This is a genomic window from Pseudonocardia sp. TMWB2A (assembly GCF_017312135.1).
Genome location: NZ_QKQY01000002.1, coordinates 5,198,772 through 5,215,390 on the forward strand (window position 1 = coordinate 5,198,772; position 16,619 = coordinate 5,215,390).

Consider the following 16,619-nt stretch of genomic DNA (forward strand, 5'->3'; position numbering starts at 1 on the left):
GGGCCGCGCCGGCACCGGCGTCGGTCCCGCGCGGACGCGACACCCTCCCGCCACCTACCTAGTGAGGATTCACCTACGAGCGATCAGAGCAGGACGAGCAGACCGAGCGCGACGCCGAACACCAGCACCCAGGCGTCGAAGGCGCGGCGCAGCGCCACCGGTGCGTGCCGCAGCTCCATGAACTCCCGTCCGACGACCCAGGCCTTGCCGAACGCCACCGCCAGGACGAGGGCGAACACCGCACGGGCGCCGTCGCCGCCCGCCGGGTGGTGCGCCCCCGCCCACCAGGACAGCAGGGTCACCACGACCAGCCCGGCCCACACGAGTGCCGGTCGCACGGCGCTCATCGCGGGAAGCCCAGGTAGAGCAGGGCGAACAGCACGAGCCACAGCAGGTCGACCATGTGCCAGTAGGCCGCGGCGCCCTCGGTCGTGCGCACCCGGCCCGCGGTCCCCGCGCGCAGCCGCCACCACACGACGCCGAGCAGCACCAGCCCGACCGCCACGTGGAACAGGTGGATCCCGGTCAGCACGAACCAGTAGGTGAACAGCAGCGACGTGGTCGGGGTGTTCCCCGCGGCGACTTCGGCGGCGTACTCACCGGTCTTGAGGACGGCGAAGCCGGCACCACAGGCGACGGTGCCCGCCAGCAGGACACGGGCGACGCCGGCCCGCCCCTCCCGGACCGCGCGCACCGCGTAGGCGACGAGCAGCGAGCTCGTCAGCAGGACCAGCGTGTTGACGCCGCCGGTCGTCGTGCCCAGCGCGGCCGCGCCGTCGGCGAACCCGGCCGGGTCGGCGCGGCCCTGCACGACGAAGGCCACGAAGAACGCGCCGAACAGCGTCATGTCACCGAGCAGGAACACCCAGAGCCCCGCCTCGCCGGGCACGTGGCCGTCCGCCCGGGGCGCCTCGGCGGGCGCCGTCGCCGGGGCGGCGGCCCGGGCCGGTGGGGCTCCGGCCGGGAGGAGGAAGTCGGGCAGGTCCGCGGTCACGACGCGGGCGCCGTCGCGACCGGGGCGGGCGCCACGACGCCGGTCGGGTCGGTGAGCACGGCCCGGCGGACGAGCAGGAACATCCCGGCCAGCCAGGCCCCGTAGACGACGGTGCCGAGCCAGAAGACGAAGACGCCGTTCCAGGCGAACGGGCCGCGGAGGAAGAAGAACGCGAGCACGGCGGGGCAGAACAGGAACGCCGCCCAGAAGTTCGCGTACGCGCTCCACCGCGGGAAGACCTGCACCCCCGAGCGGTCACCGAGGACGGCGAGACCGATCGTGATGTTCTGCAGGGCGAACGGCGCGACCGGGGTGAGGAATAGCAGCCAGGCCGTGTCGTGCAGCAGCTGCACCAGCTCCGGCGCGCGGTCGGCGCGCAGCCCGGCGACACCCAGCAGCAGCATCGGCACGAGCAGCAGCACGACCGTGACCGCGCCCAGGAGGAGCTGCAGGAACGACAGGATCGGCACCCGCCCCTCCATCCGCAGCATCTGCACCGAGATCGCCGCCAGCAGCGGCGCGGGCAGGCACATCCCGACCGAGGTCACGACCAGCCCGGCCCGGGTCGTCGGCGAGCCGTAGAAGGCCACAATCCCGGCGAGCCCGTCGGTGGGCCCGGGTGGCAGCGGGAGGATCCCTGCCAGCGCCCAGCCGCCCAGCGCGACGACCAGCGTCGCCGGGCCGGCCCAGGCGCACAGCAGCTGCACGCGTCGCACGTCGGTCATGGCGGTCACGCCTCCCCGCTCCGGACGGGCCCCGGCACCGTCGCCGACGATCGACCCTTTGTTAACCTACATTAGAATAGCGACGCTCCGGTTCGCCGGATCGGGTGCCGGCGCCCCGGCCCGGCCGCGTCACCACCGGGCCCCGCCCGCCGACCGAGGAGACCCCATGCGCCGAGAGCTCTACACCGACGACCACGAGCAGTACCGCGCCACCGTGCGCGAGTTCCTGGCCCGCGAGGTCGAGCCGCACTACCTGGACTGGGAGCGCGCGCACGCCATCGACCCGGCGGTGTTCCGCACCGCCGCCGAGCAGGGCGTCTACGCGCTCTCCGTGCCGGAGGAGTTCGGCGGCGCGGGCGAGACCGACTACCGGTACCGGATGGTGGTGAACGAGGAGGTCGCGCGGGTCGGCGCGACCTCCTTCGGGATGACCCTGGGCCTACAGGACGACCTGGTGCTCGCCTACCTGCTCGACCTCACCACCGACGAACAGAAGAAGCGCTGGCTGGTCCCGTTCGCCCGCGGCGAGATGCTCGGCGCACTGGCGATGACCGAGCCCGGCACCGGCAGCGACCTGCAGGGCATCCGCACCTCGGCCCGCCGCGACGGCGACGGCTGGGTGCTCGACGGCTCCAAGACCTTCATCTCCAGCGCCCTGTCGGCCGACTTCGTGATCGTCGCCGCGCGCACCGACCCGGAGGCGGGCTCGCGCGGGTTCAGCCTGTTCGTCGTCGAGCGGGACATGTACGGCTTCCGGCGCGGGCGCCGTCTGGAGAAGGTCGGCCTGCACGCCCAGGACACCGGCGAGCTGTTCTTCGACTCCGTCCGGCTGCCCGCCGAGAACCTGATCGGCACCGAGGCCCACGGCCTGATGCACCTCATGAGCCACCTGCCGCAGGAGCGGCTCGGCCTGATCTCCTCCGCGGTGACCGCGGCGCGGGCGGTCTACGAGCACACCGCCCGCTACTGCTTCGAGCGCCAGGCGTTCGGGCAGGCCATCGGCGACTTCCAGAACTCGCGGTTCGTGCTGGCCGAGATGGAGACCGAGCTCGAGGTCGCCGAGTCGTGGACCGACCGCGCGGTGCTGGCGTTCAACCGGGGCGAGCTGACGCCGGTCGAGGCCGCGAAGGGCAAGTGGTACCTGACCGAGCTGCAGAAGCGGATCACCGACCGGTGCGTGCAGCTGCACGGCGGCTACGGCTTCATGCTCGAGTACCCGGTGGCCCGTGCCTTCGCCGACGGCCGCATCCAGACCATCTACGGCGGAACGACCGAGATCATGAAGGAGATCGTCGGGCGGGACATCGCCGCCCGCTACCGCGGCTGAGCGGGTCGCCGGCGGCCGGTCCTCCGGCCGTCGGCGACACCGGCCGGGTGCGCCGAACCCGGCCCGCGGGAACGGCTCGGACTATCCTTCCCCGGTGGCACGGAAGACGAACGCGGTCGCACCGGCCGAGCCGGACGGCACCGACAGCAGCGACAGCAAGTCGGCCCGCACCCGGGCCCGCCTGCTGGACGCCGCGGCACAGGTGCTGAGCCAGAAGGGCTTCGCGGGGACCCGGCTGTCGGACATCGCGCAGGTCGCGAAGATCCAGGCGCCGGCGATCTACTACTACTACCCCTCGCGTGAGGACCTCATCGAGGACGTCGTGGCGACCGGGGCGGCGTCGATGCGCGAGCACCTGACCGCGGTGCTCGGGGCGCTGCCCGACGGCACCCCGCCCGCCGACCGGCTCGCCGCCGCGGTCGAGGCCCAGCTCCGCCACGAGCTGCAGCTCTCGGACTACGCGCGGGCCGTCGTCCGCAACGCCAACCAGCTGCCCGAGCACCTGTCCGCGCGGGCCCGGGAGCAGATCGCCGAGTACCACGAGATCTGGCGCGGGCTGATCGAGGACCTGCGCGCGGCCGGGCAGCTCCGCCCGGACGTCGACCCGTCGATCGGCCGGATGCTGATCATGGGGTCGCTGAACTGGACCGTGGAGTGGTGGGACCCGGAGCGCGGCGAGATCGACCGGACCATCGCCGTCGCCCAGTCGATGATCCTCTACTCGCTGCGCCCCTGATCCCACCTCCCCGGTGGAGCGGGGCCGCTCAGGTGGTCGCGTAGCGGGCGCGCAGCTCACCCTTGACGAGCTTGCCGGTCTCGGTGCGCGGCAGGTCGTCGACGAACCGGACGCTGCGCGGGGCCTTGTACCCGGCGATCCGCGACTTCACGAACGCGATGATCTCCTGCTCCAGCTCCGGGCCGGTCGCGACGCCGGCGCGCGGCTGGACGAACGCGGTGACCCGCTCCCCCATCTCCGGGTCCGGCAGCCCGATCACGGCGACGTCGTGCACGGCCGGGTGCAGGGCGAGGGCGTTCTCGGTCTCCTGCGGGTAGATGTTCACACCGCCCGAGATGATCATGAACGACTTGCGGTCGGTGAGGAACAGGAAGCCGTCCCCGTCGACGTAGCCGATGTCGCCGAGCGTCGTCCAGGTCTCGTGCTCGGGGTGCTGCGAGGCCTTCGTCTTCTCCGGGTCGTTGTGGTACTCGAAGGGCACGGTCTCGCGCTCGACGTAGACCGTGCCGATCTCACCGGTGGGCAGCTCGCGGCCGTCGTCGTCGCAGATGTGCAGGACACCCAGCAGCGGCCTGCCGACGGTGCCCGGCTTGGTCAGCCAGGTCTTGCTGTCGGTCATGGTGAGGCCGTTGCCCTCGGTCCCGGCGTAGTACTCGACCAGGATCGGGCCCCACCAGTCGATCATCGCCTGCTTGACGTCGACCGGGCACGGCGCCGCCGCGTGCACGGCCACCCGCAGCGAGGAGACGTCGGCCGCGTCCCGCTGCTCCTGCGGCAGGTGCAGCATGCGCACGAACATCGTCGGCACGAACTGGGCGTGGGTGACGCGGTGCCGGGCGATCGCGTCCAGTGCGGCGGCCGCGTCGAAGCGGCGCAGCATCACCACGGTCCCGCCGTGCGCGTGCACGGCGCCGCACCAGCGCAGCGGCGCGGCGTGGTAGATCGGGGCCGGGGTGAGGTAAACGGTGTCCGGGCCGACGCCGAACGCCTGGCCGATCAGGCCGACCAGCGGGTCCCCGATCTCGGTGAAGGGCACCGGCGGCAGCGGCGGGCGCACGCCCTTCGGGCGCCCGGTCGTGCCCGACGAGTAGAGCATCGGGGCGCCGTGCGGCTGCTCGGCCGGTGCGACGTCCGACGCCGCGGCCAGCGCGTCCTCGTAGGAGCCGAAGCCGTCGACCGGGCCGTCGTAGGACAGGAGCAGCCCGGGCCGGACGCCGGTGGCCAGCACCGCCTTCGCGACGTCGGCCTTGCCCGCCGAGACGACGAGCGCGGCCGCCCCGGAGTCGGCGACGATGTAGCCGGCCTCCTCGGCGACGAGGTTGTGGTTGATCGCGGTGACGTAGAGCCCCGAGCGCATCGCGGCCCAGTAGACCTCGAAGACCCGCAGGTTGTTCTCGCTCAGCAGGGCGACGACGTCGCCGGGACGCAGGCCGGCCTCCCGCAGGACGTTCGCGAGCCGGACCGAGCGCTCCTCCAGCTCCGCGTAGGTCACCCGCTCGCCCGTCTCGGCGAGGATCGCGGCGATCTTGTCCGGGTTCTGTGCGGCATGGGCGCCGGGATGGGTCACGGATCCTCCACGTCGGTGTGGTCGCCGTCGACGACGACAGTTTCTAATTCGGATAAAATAGTGTGGACGGGCCGCACCGGCAACGGTCCGGCGGTGCCGGGTCTTCTAGAGTCGTCCCGGCCGGAGGGGGGTGGGACGTGGCCGCACCGCATGCAGCACCGCGGCGCCGGATGCAGGCCGACGCACGTCGTGCCCAGCTCGCGCGCACCGCGGCCGCACGCTTCCACCTGCTCGGGTACCACCAGGTGTCCCTCGGCGACGTCGCCGCCGACGTCGGGCTGACCGGCCCGGCCGTCTACCGCCACTTCCGCAACAAGGAGGCGCTGCTCGTCGCCGCCCTGGAGAGCGGTCTGGACGAGGTCACCGCCGCGCTGGACGAGCACCTCGACGGCCCGCTCGACGTGCTGGTCGCGGCCCTGGCCCGGGTGGCGACCGAGCGGGCGGACCTGTGGACGCTGCTCCAGCGCGAGAGCCGCTTCCTCGGCGACGACGCCCGCGACGCGGTCCTCGGCCGGCTCCGCAGCGGGCTCGAACGGCTGTCGCGGCGGTTGCGCCGGGCCCGGCCCGAGCTGACCGACCGGGCCGCCGGGGTGCTGGTGACCGGCGCGCTCGGGGCGATGGCGACGCCGTCGTCGACCGGGACCAGCCTCGACGACGACCAGGTCCGCACCGTCCTCGCCGCCGCGGCACTGGCCTGCCTGCTCTCCGACCCACCGGACCCGGCGACGGCCGCCGCCGAGCCGCCCGGCGACGTGGTCGCCGACCCCGGGCCCGGGTCGCGCCGGGAGGAGATCGTCGCCCGCGCGGTGGAGCTGTTCCACGTGCACGGCTACGCCGGGGTCAGCCTCGACGACATCGGCGCCGCCGTCGGGATGGCGGGCCCGAGCCTGCTGCACCACTTCGCGACCAAGGCCGACATCCTCACCGCCGCCTTCGACCTGGCCTCGGAACGGCTGCACGCCGAGCAGCGCTCCCGGCGCCGGCACCCCGGCTCGGTCGACCTGACCGGGATGCTCGACCGCTACGTGGGGTTCTGCCAGGCCAACCGGTCGCTGCTCGGGGTGTACGTGACCGAGTTCCACCACCTCACCGACGACGCCCGGCGCCGGACCGCGACGACGATCCGCACCGAGCTGCAGGACTGGACCCGGTCGCTGCTGGCCTACGCGCTCGACCTCGACGAGCCGACCGCCCGGCTGCGGGTGCGGGCCGCGCTGTCGGTGGCCCACGACCTGACCCGGCTCGCGTCGTCGTCGCACGACCGGCCGGCCACCCGGGCGGAGGTCACGGCGGTCGCGCTGGCCGTGCTCCGCACCGGCTGACCGGTCGTCGCTCAGCGGGGCGTGAACACGCACCGCTGCCGTCGGATCCCGTTGATGAACGTGCTGACCAGCCGGTCCGGCTCGCCGTCGGCGCGCAGGTCGGGCAGCCGGTCGTAGAGCTCGCGGACGATCCAGCGCAGCTGGGCCTTCGCCAGGTGCGAGCCGAGGCAGAAGTGCGGCCCGCCGCCGCCGAAGGCCACGTGCGGGTTCGGCGTGCGGGACAGGTCGAACTCCAGCGGGCGCTCGAACACCTGCTCGTCGCGGTTGCCCGAGCCGTAGAACAGCGTGACCCTGTCCCCGGGCTCGATCACCTGTCCGCCCAGCTCGAAGCGCTCCAGCGCGGTCCGCCGGAACGTCATCACCGGGCTCGCCCAGCGCACGAACTCCTCGACCGCCGTCCCGATCCGGGCGTCGTAGTCGGCGAACAGCCACTCCCGCTGCTCCGGGTGCTCGGTCAGGGCGCGGACCGTGTGCGTGGTGGTCTGCTTGGTGGTGTCGTTGCCGGCCACGCACAGCAGCACGAAGAACGACCGGATGTCGTCGTCGGTGAGGTGCTCGCCGTCGACCTCGGCGGCCACCAGCGCCGAGACGAGGTCGTCGCGGGGGCTCACCCGCCGGGCGTCGATGACGTCCTGGCAGGCGCCGTGCAGCGTGACGATGCCGTTGAGCATCACCGTCGCCGCGTCGGAGCCCTCGGTGCCCTCGTCGTCGCCCCAGGCGACCATCGACTCGGCGGCCGCGGCCACCTCGTCGCGGCGGTCGGGCGGGATGCCGATCATCTCCGAGATCGTCCACATCGGCAGCCGCGCCGACACCGCGGAGACCAGCTCGACCTCGCCCCGGTCCCCGAGGTCCGCGACGATCTCGCGGGCCTGCCGGGCGATCTGCTCCTCGATCCGCTGCACCCGTCGCGGGGTGAACACCGACGCGACCAGCCTGCGGATCTTGCGGTGCCGGGGGTCGTCCATGGTGAGGATCGAGGTGGCCATCTCCAGGACCTCCTCGGGGAACTCCTCGACGAGCACCCCGCCGGTGGCCGAGGAGAAGACGTCGGCCCGGCGGCTCACCGTCGCGATGTCCGCCGCCCGCACGACCGCCCAGTAGCCGGGCGAGCCGTCGTCGCCGTCCATCATCGGGCTGTGCACCGGTCGCTGCCAGGAGACCGGCGCCTCGGCGCGCAGCCGGGCGAAGGTGTGCTCCCGCTCCTCGGGGGCCAGCCGCCAGAACTCCTCGGACGAGACGTCGAGCGGGTGGTGGGCGCGCCCGGTCGCGGGCGCGGCGGTGCCGCCCACCTCAGCCCACGACCAGGTCGGCGCGCCCGCGGTCGGTGAGCATCGCCGTGTAGCGGGGGTAGAGGCTCTTCGCGATCGGCGAGAGCTTCAGCAGCTGCGCCGCCGAGCCGCCGACGGTGATCTTCCCGCGGGCCATCGCCAGCGGCAGGCTGACCTTGCCCTGCCAGTACTGGTTGGCGGTGTCGGCGCTCATCGACAGCGTCGCGTCGGAGTCGACCGCGGCCGCCGGGCCGGTGGTGATCTCCTTCGTCGCGAAGTCGACACGGACCGTCGTCTCCGGGTCGGTGTAGTCCATCCGCAGGCTCATGCCGGTCGCGGCCAGCTTCGGTCCGATGGTCTCGTCGGCCATCGCCTCCTCGAAGATCCCACCCAGGAACTCGTGCACCTCGTCCGGCGACCGGAACCCACCCATGACGTCTCCTTCGACATCTCTGCGGCTGTGACCTAGCGGAAGTTAACATAGAGGCTTCTATGTCGGAAGGGTCCGCGCGCGGCTGCGATGCTGACCCGGCCCGACCCGCACCCGAGGAGCCGCCCGTGCCGCAGTACGTCGGCCGCGAGGACTACTACGCGGCAGCCGTCGAGATCCTGTCCGGATCCGGCTCCCGCGACCTGTCGATGACCGCCCTGCACCGCCGCCTCGGGGTGTCGAGCGGGTCGTTCTACAACTGGTTCCGCAACTGGCCGGACTTCGTCGCGCAGTTCCTGGAGCACTGGGCCGCGCGGACCGAGGAGATCGCCCGCGAGGCCGCGGCACCGCTCGCGCCGCTGGAGCGCCTGGAGCTCCTGCGCCGGCTCGCCCGGACGGTCCCGCACGACGCGGAGGCCGCGATCCGGGTATGGAGCACCGGTGACCCGGCCGTCGCGGCGGCACAGCGGGAGGTCGACCGCCGCCGCCGGGAGGTCGTCCGGGCCGCCGTCGTCGAGGCCGGGGCGGGCGCGGACGCCGACGAGCTGGCCGAACTGTGCCTGTCGATGATCGTCGGCGCCCAGCTGCTGCACCGCCCGGTCGACGTCGACGCGCTGGACCGGCTGCTCGCCCGGTTCGTCGAGCTAATCCGCACTTCCGCCGGAAGTTAATCACCGCTAGGGTGGTGTCACGCGGCCCGCATCGGCGCGGGCCTCCGAGCCGACGAGGAGCCATCGTGCCGGCACCCCAGACCGAGGCCTTCCTGCGCGACTTCTCCCGCCGCTGGCTGGCGGCGTGGAACTCCCACGACACCGAGCGCGTGCTCGAGATCCTGCACCCCGGCATCCGCTGGGAGGACACCGTCTTCTGGCCGGAGGTGATCGACGGGCGTGACGGCATGCGCGCCTACGTCGACCGGATCTGGGAGGTCATGCCCGACGTCGCCTTCGACGAGGTCCAGACCTTCACCGCACCGGAGGACGGCCGGGCCCTGTGCCTGTTCCGCCAGTACGGCCACGGCCCGGCGAAGCTCGCCCCCGACGCCACCTTCAGCACCTACGGCTGCGACATCTTCCTGGAGTTCACCGACGGGCTGCTGTCGTCCTACCTCGCCCAGTACGAGATCACCGAGATGATGCGCCAGCTCGGCGCGCTCCCGCCCCGCGAGGACCGCGTCGGCGGCGCCTACCTGATGTCGCTGCTGGGCCGCAGCCCCGCGGCCACCCGCTGACCCGACCCCTCCCCCACCGTTCCCCGCACCCGAGGAGTACCCCCATGGCCGACGACGAGGCCGTCCGCACCACCGTCGCCGACGGCGTCGGCACCATCACCTTCAACCGCATGCACCGGCGCAACGCGCTCAGCCTGGAGCTGTTCGCCGCGCTGGGCGACCAGCTCGACGCGTGGCGGGCCGACGACGACGTCGCCGCCGTCGTGATCACCGGCGGCGAGGAGGCGTTCTCCGCGGGCCTCGACCTCGACCTGCAGTCGGCGTTCACCGAGGACTCCCGCGACGAGTACTCCGCCATGTGCCTGCGGGTCTACGGCGCGCTGCTCGACTACGCCAAGCCCACCATCGCCGCCTGCGCGGGCCCGACCCTGGGCGGCGGCTGCGACATCGCCGTGTTCTGCGACATCCGGATCGGCGCGGAGAACGCCGTGTTCGGGTTCCCGCAGATCAAGTTCGGGCTGACCCCGTACTTCTCCCCGCTGTGGAAGATCGTCGGGCTGAGCCAGGCCAAGCTGCTCACCTTCTCCGGGGACCGGATCGACGCCGCGGAGGCGCTGCGGATCGGACTGGTCGACCGCCTGGTGCCCACCGGTGGCGTGGTCGGCGCCGCGACGGAGCTGGCCCGGTCGATCGCGGCCACCACCACGCGCTCGGCGATGATCAACAAGGAACTGGCGCTGCGCTCGCCCACGATGGACCCGATCAGCGCGCTGTCGTTCGAGACCTCCGCCTACCGGGAGGTCATCCGCCACCCCGAGGTGCTGGAGCGGATCGGCGAGGCGTTCGGTCGCCTCCGCCGCCGCTGATCGGCCGTTCGAACCCTGACCGAGTGATCCGTCACTAGATACGGTGACGGATCACGTCGGTTCGAGCCGTAGGAGCACGTCGATGACGACTGCCACCCCCTCCGCCAGCACCGCCTACCGGTACGCCGGCTATCGCGCGTCGGGTCTGTGGACCGCGACCACACTGGCCGACCTCGTCCCCACGGCGGCCGCCCGCCACCCCGAGCGGGAGCTGTTCTGCTTCAAGGGCCGCCGTGTGAGCTACGGCGAGTTCGAGCGCTGGACCCGCGCGATCGCCCAGGACCTCGTCCGGCGCGGCGTGGCCCCGGGCGACCGGGTCCTGGTCCAGCTGCCCAACCGGCTCGAGGCGCTCGCGGTGCAGGTCGCGGCGTTCCGGGCGGGCGCGGTGGACGTGCCCGTCATCCCGATCTACCGCGAGCACGAGATCCGCCAGATCGTCGCCGACTGCCGCCCCGCGGTGGTGTGCACGGTCGACGCCCTCGGCCCGCGCGACCCGGCCGCCGAGCTCGACGGGCTGCTCGACGAGGCGGGCCTGGACCCGGTGGTGCGCTACCTCGTCGGCGGCGGGCGCCCCGGCTGGGTCGCGGTCCCCGACGCGGCGACGGCCGTCGACGAGCCGCTCACCGTCACCCGCGGGCCCGCCGACCCGGCGCTGCTGCTCTACACCTCCGGGACCACCGCGGCGCCGAAGGGGGCGCTGCTGTCGCACCGCGCCGTCGTCGCGCACCTGGTGAACTTCCGCGACGCGCTCGGCGCCGGGGAGCACACCGTCACCCTCGCCGCGACGCCGCTGTCGCACCTGGGCGGCTTCGTCGCGGCCGTGGTGTTCCCGGTCTTCCTGGGCGGCCGCTCGGTGGTGATGTCCGGCTGGCGGCCCGACGACGCCGTCGAGCTGATCGAGGCCGAGCGGGTCACGCTGATGATGGGCGCGACCGTGTTCGTCGCCGACCTCGTCGAGCGCTACCGGACCCGCCCCGAGGGCCACCGGCTCGACACCTACGCCTGCGCGGGCGCCGCGATCGCCCCGGAGATCGTCGACCGGGCGTCGGAGGCGGGTGTGCGGGTGGTGCGGGCCTACGGGATGACCGAGACCGCGGGCGTCCTCGCGATCGCCGCCGCGGACGACCCGCTGGAGCGCAGGCGGGCCTGGGACGGTCGGCTGCTGCGCGGGATGGAGATGACCGTCGTCGACGAGGACGGGGCGCTCGTCCCGCCCGGCACCGTCGGCAGGCTGCGGATCCGCGGCCCCCAGCTGCTGGAGTGCTACACCGACCCGGTCGTCACCGCCGAGCAGGTCGACGACGACGGCTGGTTCTCCCCCGGCGACGTCGGCCGGGTCGACGACGAGGGCTGGGTCCAGATCGTCGGGCGCACCAAGGACATCGTGAACCGGGGCGGCGAGAAGTTCTCCACGATGGACATCGAGCTGGCGATCGCCTCGGCCCCCGGGGTCCGGCGGGTCGCGGTCACCGCCGTGCCCGACGAGCGTCTCGGGGAGGCCGTCGGCGCCTGGGTGGTCCTCGACGACGACGCCCGCGCCGCCGGCGTCGACCCGCTGCTCGACCACGTCGCCGGGCAGCGGCTCGCGCGGGCGAAGACCCCCGTCGAGTGGCACGTCGTCGCCGACATCCCGGTCACCGCGACCGGCAAGATCCGCAAGCACACCCTGGCGGGGCTGCCCGACCTCGACCTCTGGCTCGCCCACCGCACGGCGCCCGCGTGAGCACGACGGACTCCGCCCGGTTCGCCGAGGGCACGGTCGCGCTGGTCACCGGCGCCGGCCGGGGGCTGGGCGCGGAGTACGCGACCGCGCTGGCCGCGGCCGGCGCCACGGTCGCCGTGCACGCCCGCGCCGCCGACGCGGCGGGCGCCGTCGTCGCGCGGATCCGCTCCGGCGGCGGCCGCGCGCACCCGGTGACCGGCGACGCCCGTGACGGACGCGCCCTGGTCGCCGACACCGTCGACGCGCTCGGCCGGCTCGACGTGCTCGTCGTCAACGCCGGGGCGACCCGCGACCACGCGGTCTCCCGGCTCACCGACGACGACTGGGACGCCGTCGTCGACGTGCACCTGCGCGGCAGCTGGACGGCCTGCTCGGCGGCCTGGCCGCACCTGCGGCTCCGGGGCGGGTCGATCGTGCTGACCACCTCGGGCGCCGGGCTGCACGGCAACCCCGGCCAGGCCGCCTACGCCGCGGCGAAGGCCGGGGTCCTCGGGCTGGCCCGGACGCTGGCCGCCGAGGGCGACCGGTTCGGGATCCGGGTCAACGCCGTCGCCCCGATGGCGCTGACCTCGATGACCGAGGAGGTCTTCCGCGACCGCCCCGCGCAGGCACTGCGGGCCGCCGACGTCGCCCCGGTCGTCGTCGCCCTGGCGCTGCCGTCGTGCCCGCTGACCGGCGAGGTCGTCGAGACCGGCGGCGGCTGGGCCTCGGTGCTGCGCTGGGAGCGCTCGCACGGCGTCCGCCTCACCGGCCCCGACGGCCGGCCGCCCGGACCGGCCGACGTCGCCGCGCACTGGGCCGGGGTGACCGACTTCGCCGGTCGCCCGCCCGACCACCCCACCGGCACCGCCGACTCCCTCGCCGCCGCCTGCGACGCGGCCCGCGGGACCGGCGCCACCCGACCCGGAACCGAGGCCTGCTGCTGAGCGCGGCGGGCGACACTGGAAGGACACGCGTGACCGAGTACCGCTACCTGAGGACCTCCGTCGAGAACGGGGTCGGCATCCTGCAGCTCGACCACCCGGAGAAGCGCAACGCGCTGGGCTGGGAGCTGCACGAGGAGATCGTCGCCGCGCTCGCGGCCTGGGCCGAGGACGACGACGTCGCCTGCGTCCTGTTCATCGGCAACGAGGACTTCTTCTGCGCCGGCTGGGCGCTCGACGTCCTGCAGGACACCACCGGCGACGACCGGACCCGGTTCACCGACCTGGCCTACAAGCTGATGGTCGCGATCTACGACTACCGCAAGCCCACCGTGGCGGCGGTCGCCGGCGTCGCCCCCGGCTACGGGATGGACCTGGCCAACATGTGCGACATCACGATCGCCTCGGAGAACGCCGCGTTCGGGTCCACGCAGGTCAAGTACGCGATGAACGGCTTCTACCACGCGATCCTGCGCAAGACGAACACGCAGCGGGCCCGCCGGATGTTCTTCACCGGCGACCCGATCGACGCCCAGGAGGCGCTGCGCTGCGGGCTCGTCGACGAGGTCGTGCCGGTGGGGACGCTGCGCGAGTCGGCCCTGACGCTGGCGACGCAGATCGCCGAACACGGCAGCGAGCTGACCACGGTGCTCAAGGAGGTCGCGCTGCGCGCGTCGCACATGGACCACGTCGCCGCGACCGCCTACGAGCTGCGGGTCACCCACGACCTGCTCCAGCGCGGGCTGTTCACCCGGCGGATCGCCGAGGGCCTGGACCGGCTGCGCTCGGGCACCAGCAAGGCCACCGAGCGGCTGGCCCGGCCGTGAGCTCCCCGCACCCGGCCGACCCGGCCTTCGCCTCGGCCTACGGCGCCGCGTGGACCGCCGACCCGGACGCGCTGCTGTCCTTCTTCGCCCCGGACGGCGTGTACCGCGACATCGCGCTCGACGGCACCTACCGCGGCCGCGACGAGATCGCCCGGTTCCACCGGTTCATGCTCGTCTTCGCCCCGGACTCGCACATCGAGTTCGGCGAGACCTGGGCGGGCGACGGACGGCTCACCTCGCGTTGGGTGTGGTCGGGCACGGTCCGCGGGCCGCTGAAGCTGCGGTCCGGGGAGCTCGTCGACGTGGCGGGCGCCCGGTTCTCCGTGCCGGGCGTCGCCGTCGGCACCTACGACGACGACGGCCTGCTCACCTCGCACGACGACTACTGGGACCTGGCGAGCGTGCTGCACCAGGTCGGGGCGCGGATCGGGTCACCGACGCGGTCGCCGGCAGCAGGCTGAGGGAGCCCTCGACCAGGTCGCGAACGGACCGCTCCACCGCGGCCGGGTCGAGCACCCCGTGCCCCCCGAGCGCCCCGGACCGCCGCCGGACGAGGACCCCCTGCAGCAGCGTCGCCGCCGTCCAGTGGGTCAGCGCCCGGTAGCGGTCCAGCCCGGACAGGTCCAGGCCGGTGCGGGCGGCGTAGTCGGCCGCGAGCTCCGCGCGGTCGCCGAAGCCGCCGGCCCGGGTCGGGCTCGGGATCGCGACGGCGGCCTCGCCGGAGCCGCGCCAGTCGTCGAGGAGCCAGGCGAGGTCGACCAGCGGGTCGCCGTGGGTGCACAGCTCCCAGTCCAGGACGGCGGTGACCCGGCCGCCGTCGACGAGCAGGTTCGCGAGCCGGTAGTCCCCGTGGACGACGGTGAGCCGCTGGGCCCGCGGCGGCGCGGCGGCGATCCGCCGGTGCGCCTCCCGCCAGGCGGCGTCGACGCTCCCGGGCGCCGACCCCGCCCAGGCCTCCCAGTTGCGGGCGGCGCGCCGGACGCGGCGCGCGAACAGGTCGTCGGCGTCGCCGCGGACCGGCCCGATCCGCTCCGGGTCGACGCCGTGCAGCCGGGCCAGCACCGCGACCACGTCACCGGCCAGCGCGCGCCGCCGCGGCACGGGCAGCGCGTCGGCGTCGGCCTCCCGGGCCAGGACCGTGCCCGGCGACCGTTCCATCACGAAGAACTCCCCCGGCACGCCGTCGACACCGGATCCCGACGCGACGACGGCCGGGACCGGGACCGGCCCGCCGGCCAGCCCGCGCAGGACCCCGGCCTCCCGCAGCGCGTCGTCGGCGGCCGCCCCGGCCGGGCGGTGGCGCAGGACCCACGCGCGACCGGCCGCGTCGGTGACCAGGCTGGTGACGTTGGACTGGCCGTCGCCGATCCGGTCGACCCGCAGCGGCCCGGTGACCTCGACCCGGTCCCCCAGCCACCGCGCGAGCGCGGCGGGGTCCTGTCCGCTCACGACGTGCCCGCCCGCCGGCCGAAGCCGAACAGCTCGCGGGCGATGGTGCGGACCTGGATCTCCTCGGTGCCCTCGGTGATGCGGTACCGGCGGTGGTGGCGGTAGATGTGCTCGAACGGCACGTCGCGGGTGTAGCCGAGCCCGCCGTGCACCTGCATCGCCCGGTCCGCGGCCTCGCAGGCGAGCCGGTTGGCCCGCAGGTTGCACATCGACACCTGCTCCGACAGCGCGACCTTGCCGTCGGTGTCCATCGCCGCCGCGGTCGCCCGGACCAGCGCGCGCACCAGGGTGGCCTCGGTGTGCAGCTCGACCAGGGGCCACTGGACCGCCTGGTTCGACGCCAGCGCGCGCCCGAAGACCTCCCGCTCGCGGGCGTAGGTCACCGCCGCGTCGATGCAGAACCGGGCCGCGCCGAGGCTGGACGCGGCCTGCCGGATGCGGTTCTCGTGCACGAACAGCAGCGCGAGGTCGAGCCCGGCGCCCGGCTCGCCGAGCACCGCGGAGTCCGGGACGCGGACGCCGTCGAGGGTCACGTCGGAGTGGTCGGTCGGCATGGCCATCGTCCAGGCGTGCCGCTCGACCCGGAACCCGGGTGTGTCGGTCGGGACGACGAACGCGGTGATGCCGCGGGCGTCGCCGGGCTCGCCGCCGGTGCGGGCGAAGACGACGTCGATCCCCGGGCGGTGCATGCCGGTGTTGAACCGCTTCGCCCCGTCGATCACCCAGTCGCCGGCGCGGCGCACCGCGCGGGTGCCCATCCAGGTCGCGGCGCTGCCGTGGCCGGGCTCTGTCAGCCCGAACCCGCCGCTCACCTCGCGCCGGACCAGCGGCTCGATCCAGTCGCGCTGCTCGGCGGTGCCCGCCCGCCACAGCAGCTCCACCAGCGGGAAGTTCCCGACGCAGCTGGTCTCGGACTGCAGGTCGCTGTGCAGCCCGACGGGCCTTGCCGCGAGGTGCTCACGGACCTGCGCCATCGCGAGGTTGGCCCCGTCGGCGCCGCCGAGTGCGGCGGGCAGCGCGAACCGGTACAGCCCGGCCCGGTCCGCGCGGCGGGTCATCTCGGTCAGCAGCTCCTCCCACTCCCGCGCCGGGACACCGCCGTGGTCGAGGTCGGTGCGGGCGAACTCGCGGCGGTGGTCGAAGAACTGCGGGTGCTCGCGTTCGAGCGGGGCCAGCTCGTCGGCGGCGAAGCGGTCGATCCGGTCGAGCAGGTCCTGCGTGGCCGGGTCGGGCGTCGGGGTCATGGTCGAGGTCTAGCGGCCCGGAGCACCGGCGACGCACCATCGTC

General features: G+C 74.0%; 18 protein-coding genes. 10 read left to right on the top strand and 8 right to left on the bottom strand.

Going from position 1 to position 16,619, the window contains the following annotated elements:
- Window positions 1–83 precede the first annotated feature (83 nt).
- From DMP17_RS38950 to DMP17_RS38960, 3 genes are read right to left on the bottom strand one after another with little or no spacing between them, the layout of a single operon-like run.
- On the bottom strand, window positions 84–347 hold the full coding sequence (locus DMP17_RS38950; protein WP_062396831.1) for a cytochrome C oxidase subunit IV family protein: 264 nt from the start codon (window positions 345–347) through the stop codon (window positions 84–86).
- On the bottom strand, window positions 344–994 hold the full coding sequence (locus DMP17_RS38955) for a cytochrome c oxidase subunit 3 (protein ID WP_226366546.1): 651 nt from the start codon (window positions 992–994) through the stop codon (window positions 344–346). The genes DMP17_RS38950 and DMP17_RS38955 overlap by 4 nt, the downstream gene beginning before the upstream one ends.
- Window positions 991–1,719: a hypothetical protein gene (locus DMP17_RS38960; protein WP_337832138.1), complete on the bottom strand. Its 729-nt coding sequence runs from the start codon at window positions 1,717–1,719 to the stop codon at window positions 991–993. Before DMP17_RS38960 ends, DMP17_RS38955 begins: the two co-directional genes overlap by 4 nt.
- Window positions 1,720–1,885: 166 nt before the next feature.
- Here DMP17_RS38960 and DMP17_RS38965 point away from each other — a divergent pair, with 166 nt between their 5' ends.
- Both DMP17_RS38965 and DMP17_RS38970 read left to right on the top strand, forming a co-directional pair.
- Window positions 1,886–3,046, top strand: coding sequence for an acyl-CoA dehydrogenase family protein (locus DMP17_RS38965; RefSeq protein ID WP_337832139.1), 1,161 nt, complete (start codon window positions 1,886–1,888; stop codon window positions 3,044–3,046).
- A gap of 94 nt (window positions 3,047–3,140) precedes the next feature.
- On the top strand, window positions 3,141–3,782 hold the full coding sequence (locus tag DMP17_RS38970) for a TetR/AcrR family transcriptional regulator (protein ID WP_226366549.1): 642 nt from the start codon (window positions 3,141–3,143) through the stop codon (window positions 3,780–3,782).
- A gap of 28 nt (window positions 3,783–3,810) precedes the next feature.
- On the opposite strand, the gene DMP17_RS38975 is transcribed toward DMP17_RS38970, so the two are convergent.
- Window positions 3,811–5,349: an acyl-CoA synthetase gene (locus DMP17_RS38975; RefSeq protein ID WP_337832140.1), complete on the bottom strand. Its 1,539-nt coding sequence runs from the start codon at window positions 5,347–5,349 to the stop codon at window positions 3,811–3,813.
- A 137-nt stretch (window positions 5,350–5,486) separates the two neighbouring features.
- On the opposite strand from DMP17_RS38975, the gene DMP17_RS38980 reads away from it, so the two are divergent.
- Window positions 5,487–6,671 (top strand): TetR/AcrR family transcriptional regulator, encoded by a 1,185-nt coding sequence (locus DMP17_RS38980; RefSeq protein WP_337832141.1) that lies wholly within the window; start codon window positions 5,487–5,489, stop codon window positions 6,669–6,671.
- A gap of 11 nt (window positions 6,672–6,682) precedes the next feature.
- Here DMP17_RS38980 and DMP17_RS38985 read toward each other — a convergent pair whose 3' ends face one another.
- The gene (locus DMP17_RS38985) at window positions 6,683–7,963 is read right to left on the bottom strand and encodes a cytochrome P450 (protein WP_226350395.1); all 1,281 of its coding nucleotides are present in this window, start codon (window positions 7,961–7,963) and stop codon (window positions 6,683–6,685) included.
- A gap of 1 nt (window position 7,964) precedes the next feature.
- A complete protein-coding gene (locus tag DMP17_RS38990) occupies window positions 7,965–8,375 on the bottom strand; it encodes an SCP2 sterol-binding domain-containing protein (RefSeq protein WP_226350394.1) in 411 nt (136 codons plus the stop codon).
- Between the two features lie 125 nt (window positions 8,376–8,500).
- Here DMP17_RS38990 and DMP17_RS38995 point away from each other — a divergent pair, with 125 nt between their 5' ends.
- The 7 genes from DMP17_RS38995 to DMP17_RS39025 all read left to right on the top strand — a co-directional run bounded on the left by DMP17_RS38995 (window position 8,501) and on the right by DMP17_RS39025 (window position 14,343).
- Window positions 8,501–9,043 carry a TetR/AcrR family transcriptional regulator gene (locus DMP17_RS38995; protein ID WP_337832142.1) on the top strand — a complete coding sequence of 181 codons (543 nt, stop codon included), beginning with the start codon at window positions 8,501–8,503 and terminating at the stop codon, window positions 9,041–9,043.
- A 65-nt stretch (window positions 9,044–9,108) separates the two neighbouring features.
- Complete coding sequence (locus DMP17_RS39000) at window positions 9,109–9,603, top strand: nuclear transport factor 2 family protein (RefSeq protein ID WP_226350392.1); 495 nt, start codon at window positions 9,109–9,111, stop codon at window positions 9,601–9,603.
- A 44-nt stretch (window positions 9,604–9,647) separates the two neighbouring features.
- Window positions 9,648–10,409, top strand: coding sequence for an enoyl-CoA hydratase/isomerase family protein (locus DMP17_RS39005; protein ID WP_226350391.1), 762 nt, complete (start codon window positions 9,648–9,650; stop codon window positions 10,407–10,409).
- An 82-nt stretch (window positions 10,410–10,491) separates the two neighbouring features.
- Entirely contained in the window at window positions 10,492–12,132 is a 1,641-nt protein-coding gene (locus DMP17_RS39010) for a class I adenylate-forming enzyme family protein (RefSeq protein WP_337832143.1), read from the top strand.
- Window positions 12,129–13,058 (top strand): SDR family NAD(P)-dependent oxidoreductase, encoded by a 930-nt coding sequence (locus tag DMP17_RS39015; RefSeq protein ID WP_337832144.1) that lies wholly within the window; start codon window positions 12,129–12,131, stop codon window positions 13,056–13,058. Before DMP17_RS39010 ends, DMP17_RS39015 begins: the two co-directional genes overlap by 4 nt.
- 29 nt (window positions 13,059–13,087) lie before the next feature.
- Window positions 13,088–13,882: an enoyl-CoA hydratase/isomerase family protein gene (locus DMP17_RS39020; protein WP_178373052.1), complete on the top strand. Its 795-nt coding sequence runs from the start codon at window positions 13,088–13,090 to the stop codon at window positions 13,880–13,882.
- Window positions 13,879–14,343 carry a nuclear transport factor 2 family protein gene (locus tag DMP17_RS39025; RefSeq protein WP_178373053.1) on the top strand — a complete coding sequence of 155 codons (465 nt, stop codon included), beginning with the start codon at window positions 13,879–13,881 and terminating at the stop codon, window positions 14,341–14,343. The genes DMP17_RS39020 and DMP17_RS39025 overlap by 4 nt, the downstream gene beginning before the upstream one ends.
- Here DMP17_RS39025 and DMP17_RS39030 read toward each other — a convergent pair.
- Both DMP17_RS39030 and DMP17_RS39035 read right to left on the bottom strand, forming a co-directional pair.
- The gene (locus DMP17_RS39030) at window positions 14,249–15,331 is read right to left on the bottom strand and encodes a phosphotransferase family protein (protein ID WP_337832145.1); all 1,083 of its coding nucleotides are present in this window, start codon (window positions 15,329–15,331) and stop codon (window positions 14,249–14,251) included. The genes DMP17_RS39025 and DMP17_RS39030 overlap by 95 nt on opposite strands.
- On the bottom strand, window positions 15,328–16,575 hold the full coding sequence (locus DMP17_RS39035; protein WP_337832146.1) for an acyl-CoA dehydrogenase family protein: 1,248 nt from the start codon (window positions 16,573–16,575) through the stop codon (window positions 15,328–15,330). Before DMP17_RS39035 ends, DMP17_RS39030 begins: the two co-directional genes overlap by 4 nt.
- Window positions 16,576–16,619: the final 44 nt, after the last annotated feature.

What these genes read in the sequence shown, in the direction of transcription:
- DMP17_RS38950 (WP_062396831.1), bottom strand. Translation starts at nt 347, where the DNA reads ATGAGCGCCGTGCGACCGGCACTCGTGTGGGCCGGGCTGGTCGTGGTG.
- DMP17_RS38960 (WP_337832138.1), bottom strand. Translation starts at nt 1,719, where the DNA reads ATGACCGACGTGCGACGCGTGCAGCTGCTGTGCGCCTGGGCCGGCCCG.
- DMP17_RS38965 (WP_337832139.1), top strand. Translation starts at nt 1,886, where the DNA reads ATGCGCCGAGAGCTCTACACCGACGACCACGAGCAGTACCGCGCCACC.
- DMP17_RS38990 (WP_226350394.1), bottom strand. Translation starts at nt 8,375, where the DNA reads ATGGGTGGGTTCCGGTCGCCGGACGAGGTGCACGAGTTCCTGGGTGGG.
- DMP17_RS39005 (WP_226350391.1), top strand. Translation starts at nt 9,648, where the DNA reads ATGGCCGACGACGAGGCCGTCCGCACCACCGTCGCCGACGGCGTCGGC.
- DMP17_RS39010 (WP_337832143.1), top strand. Translation starts at nt 10,492, where the DNA reads ATGACGACTGCCACCCCCTCCGCCAGCACCGCCTACCGGTACGCCGGC.
- DMP17_RS39035 (WP_337832146.1), bottom strand. Translation starts at nt 16,575, where the DNA reads ATGACCCCGACGCCCGACCCGGCCACGCAGGACCTGCTCGACCGGATC.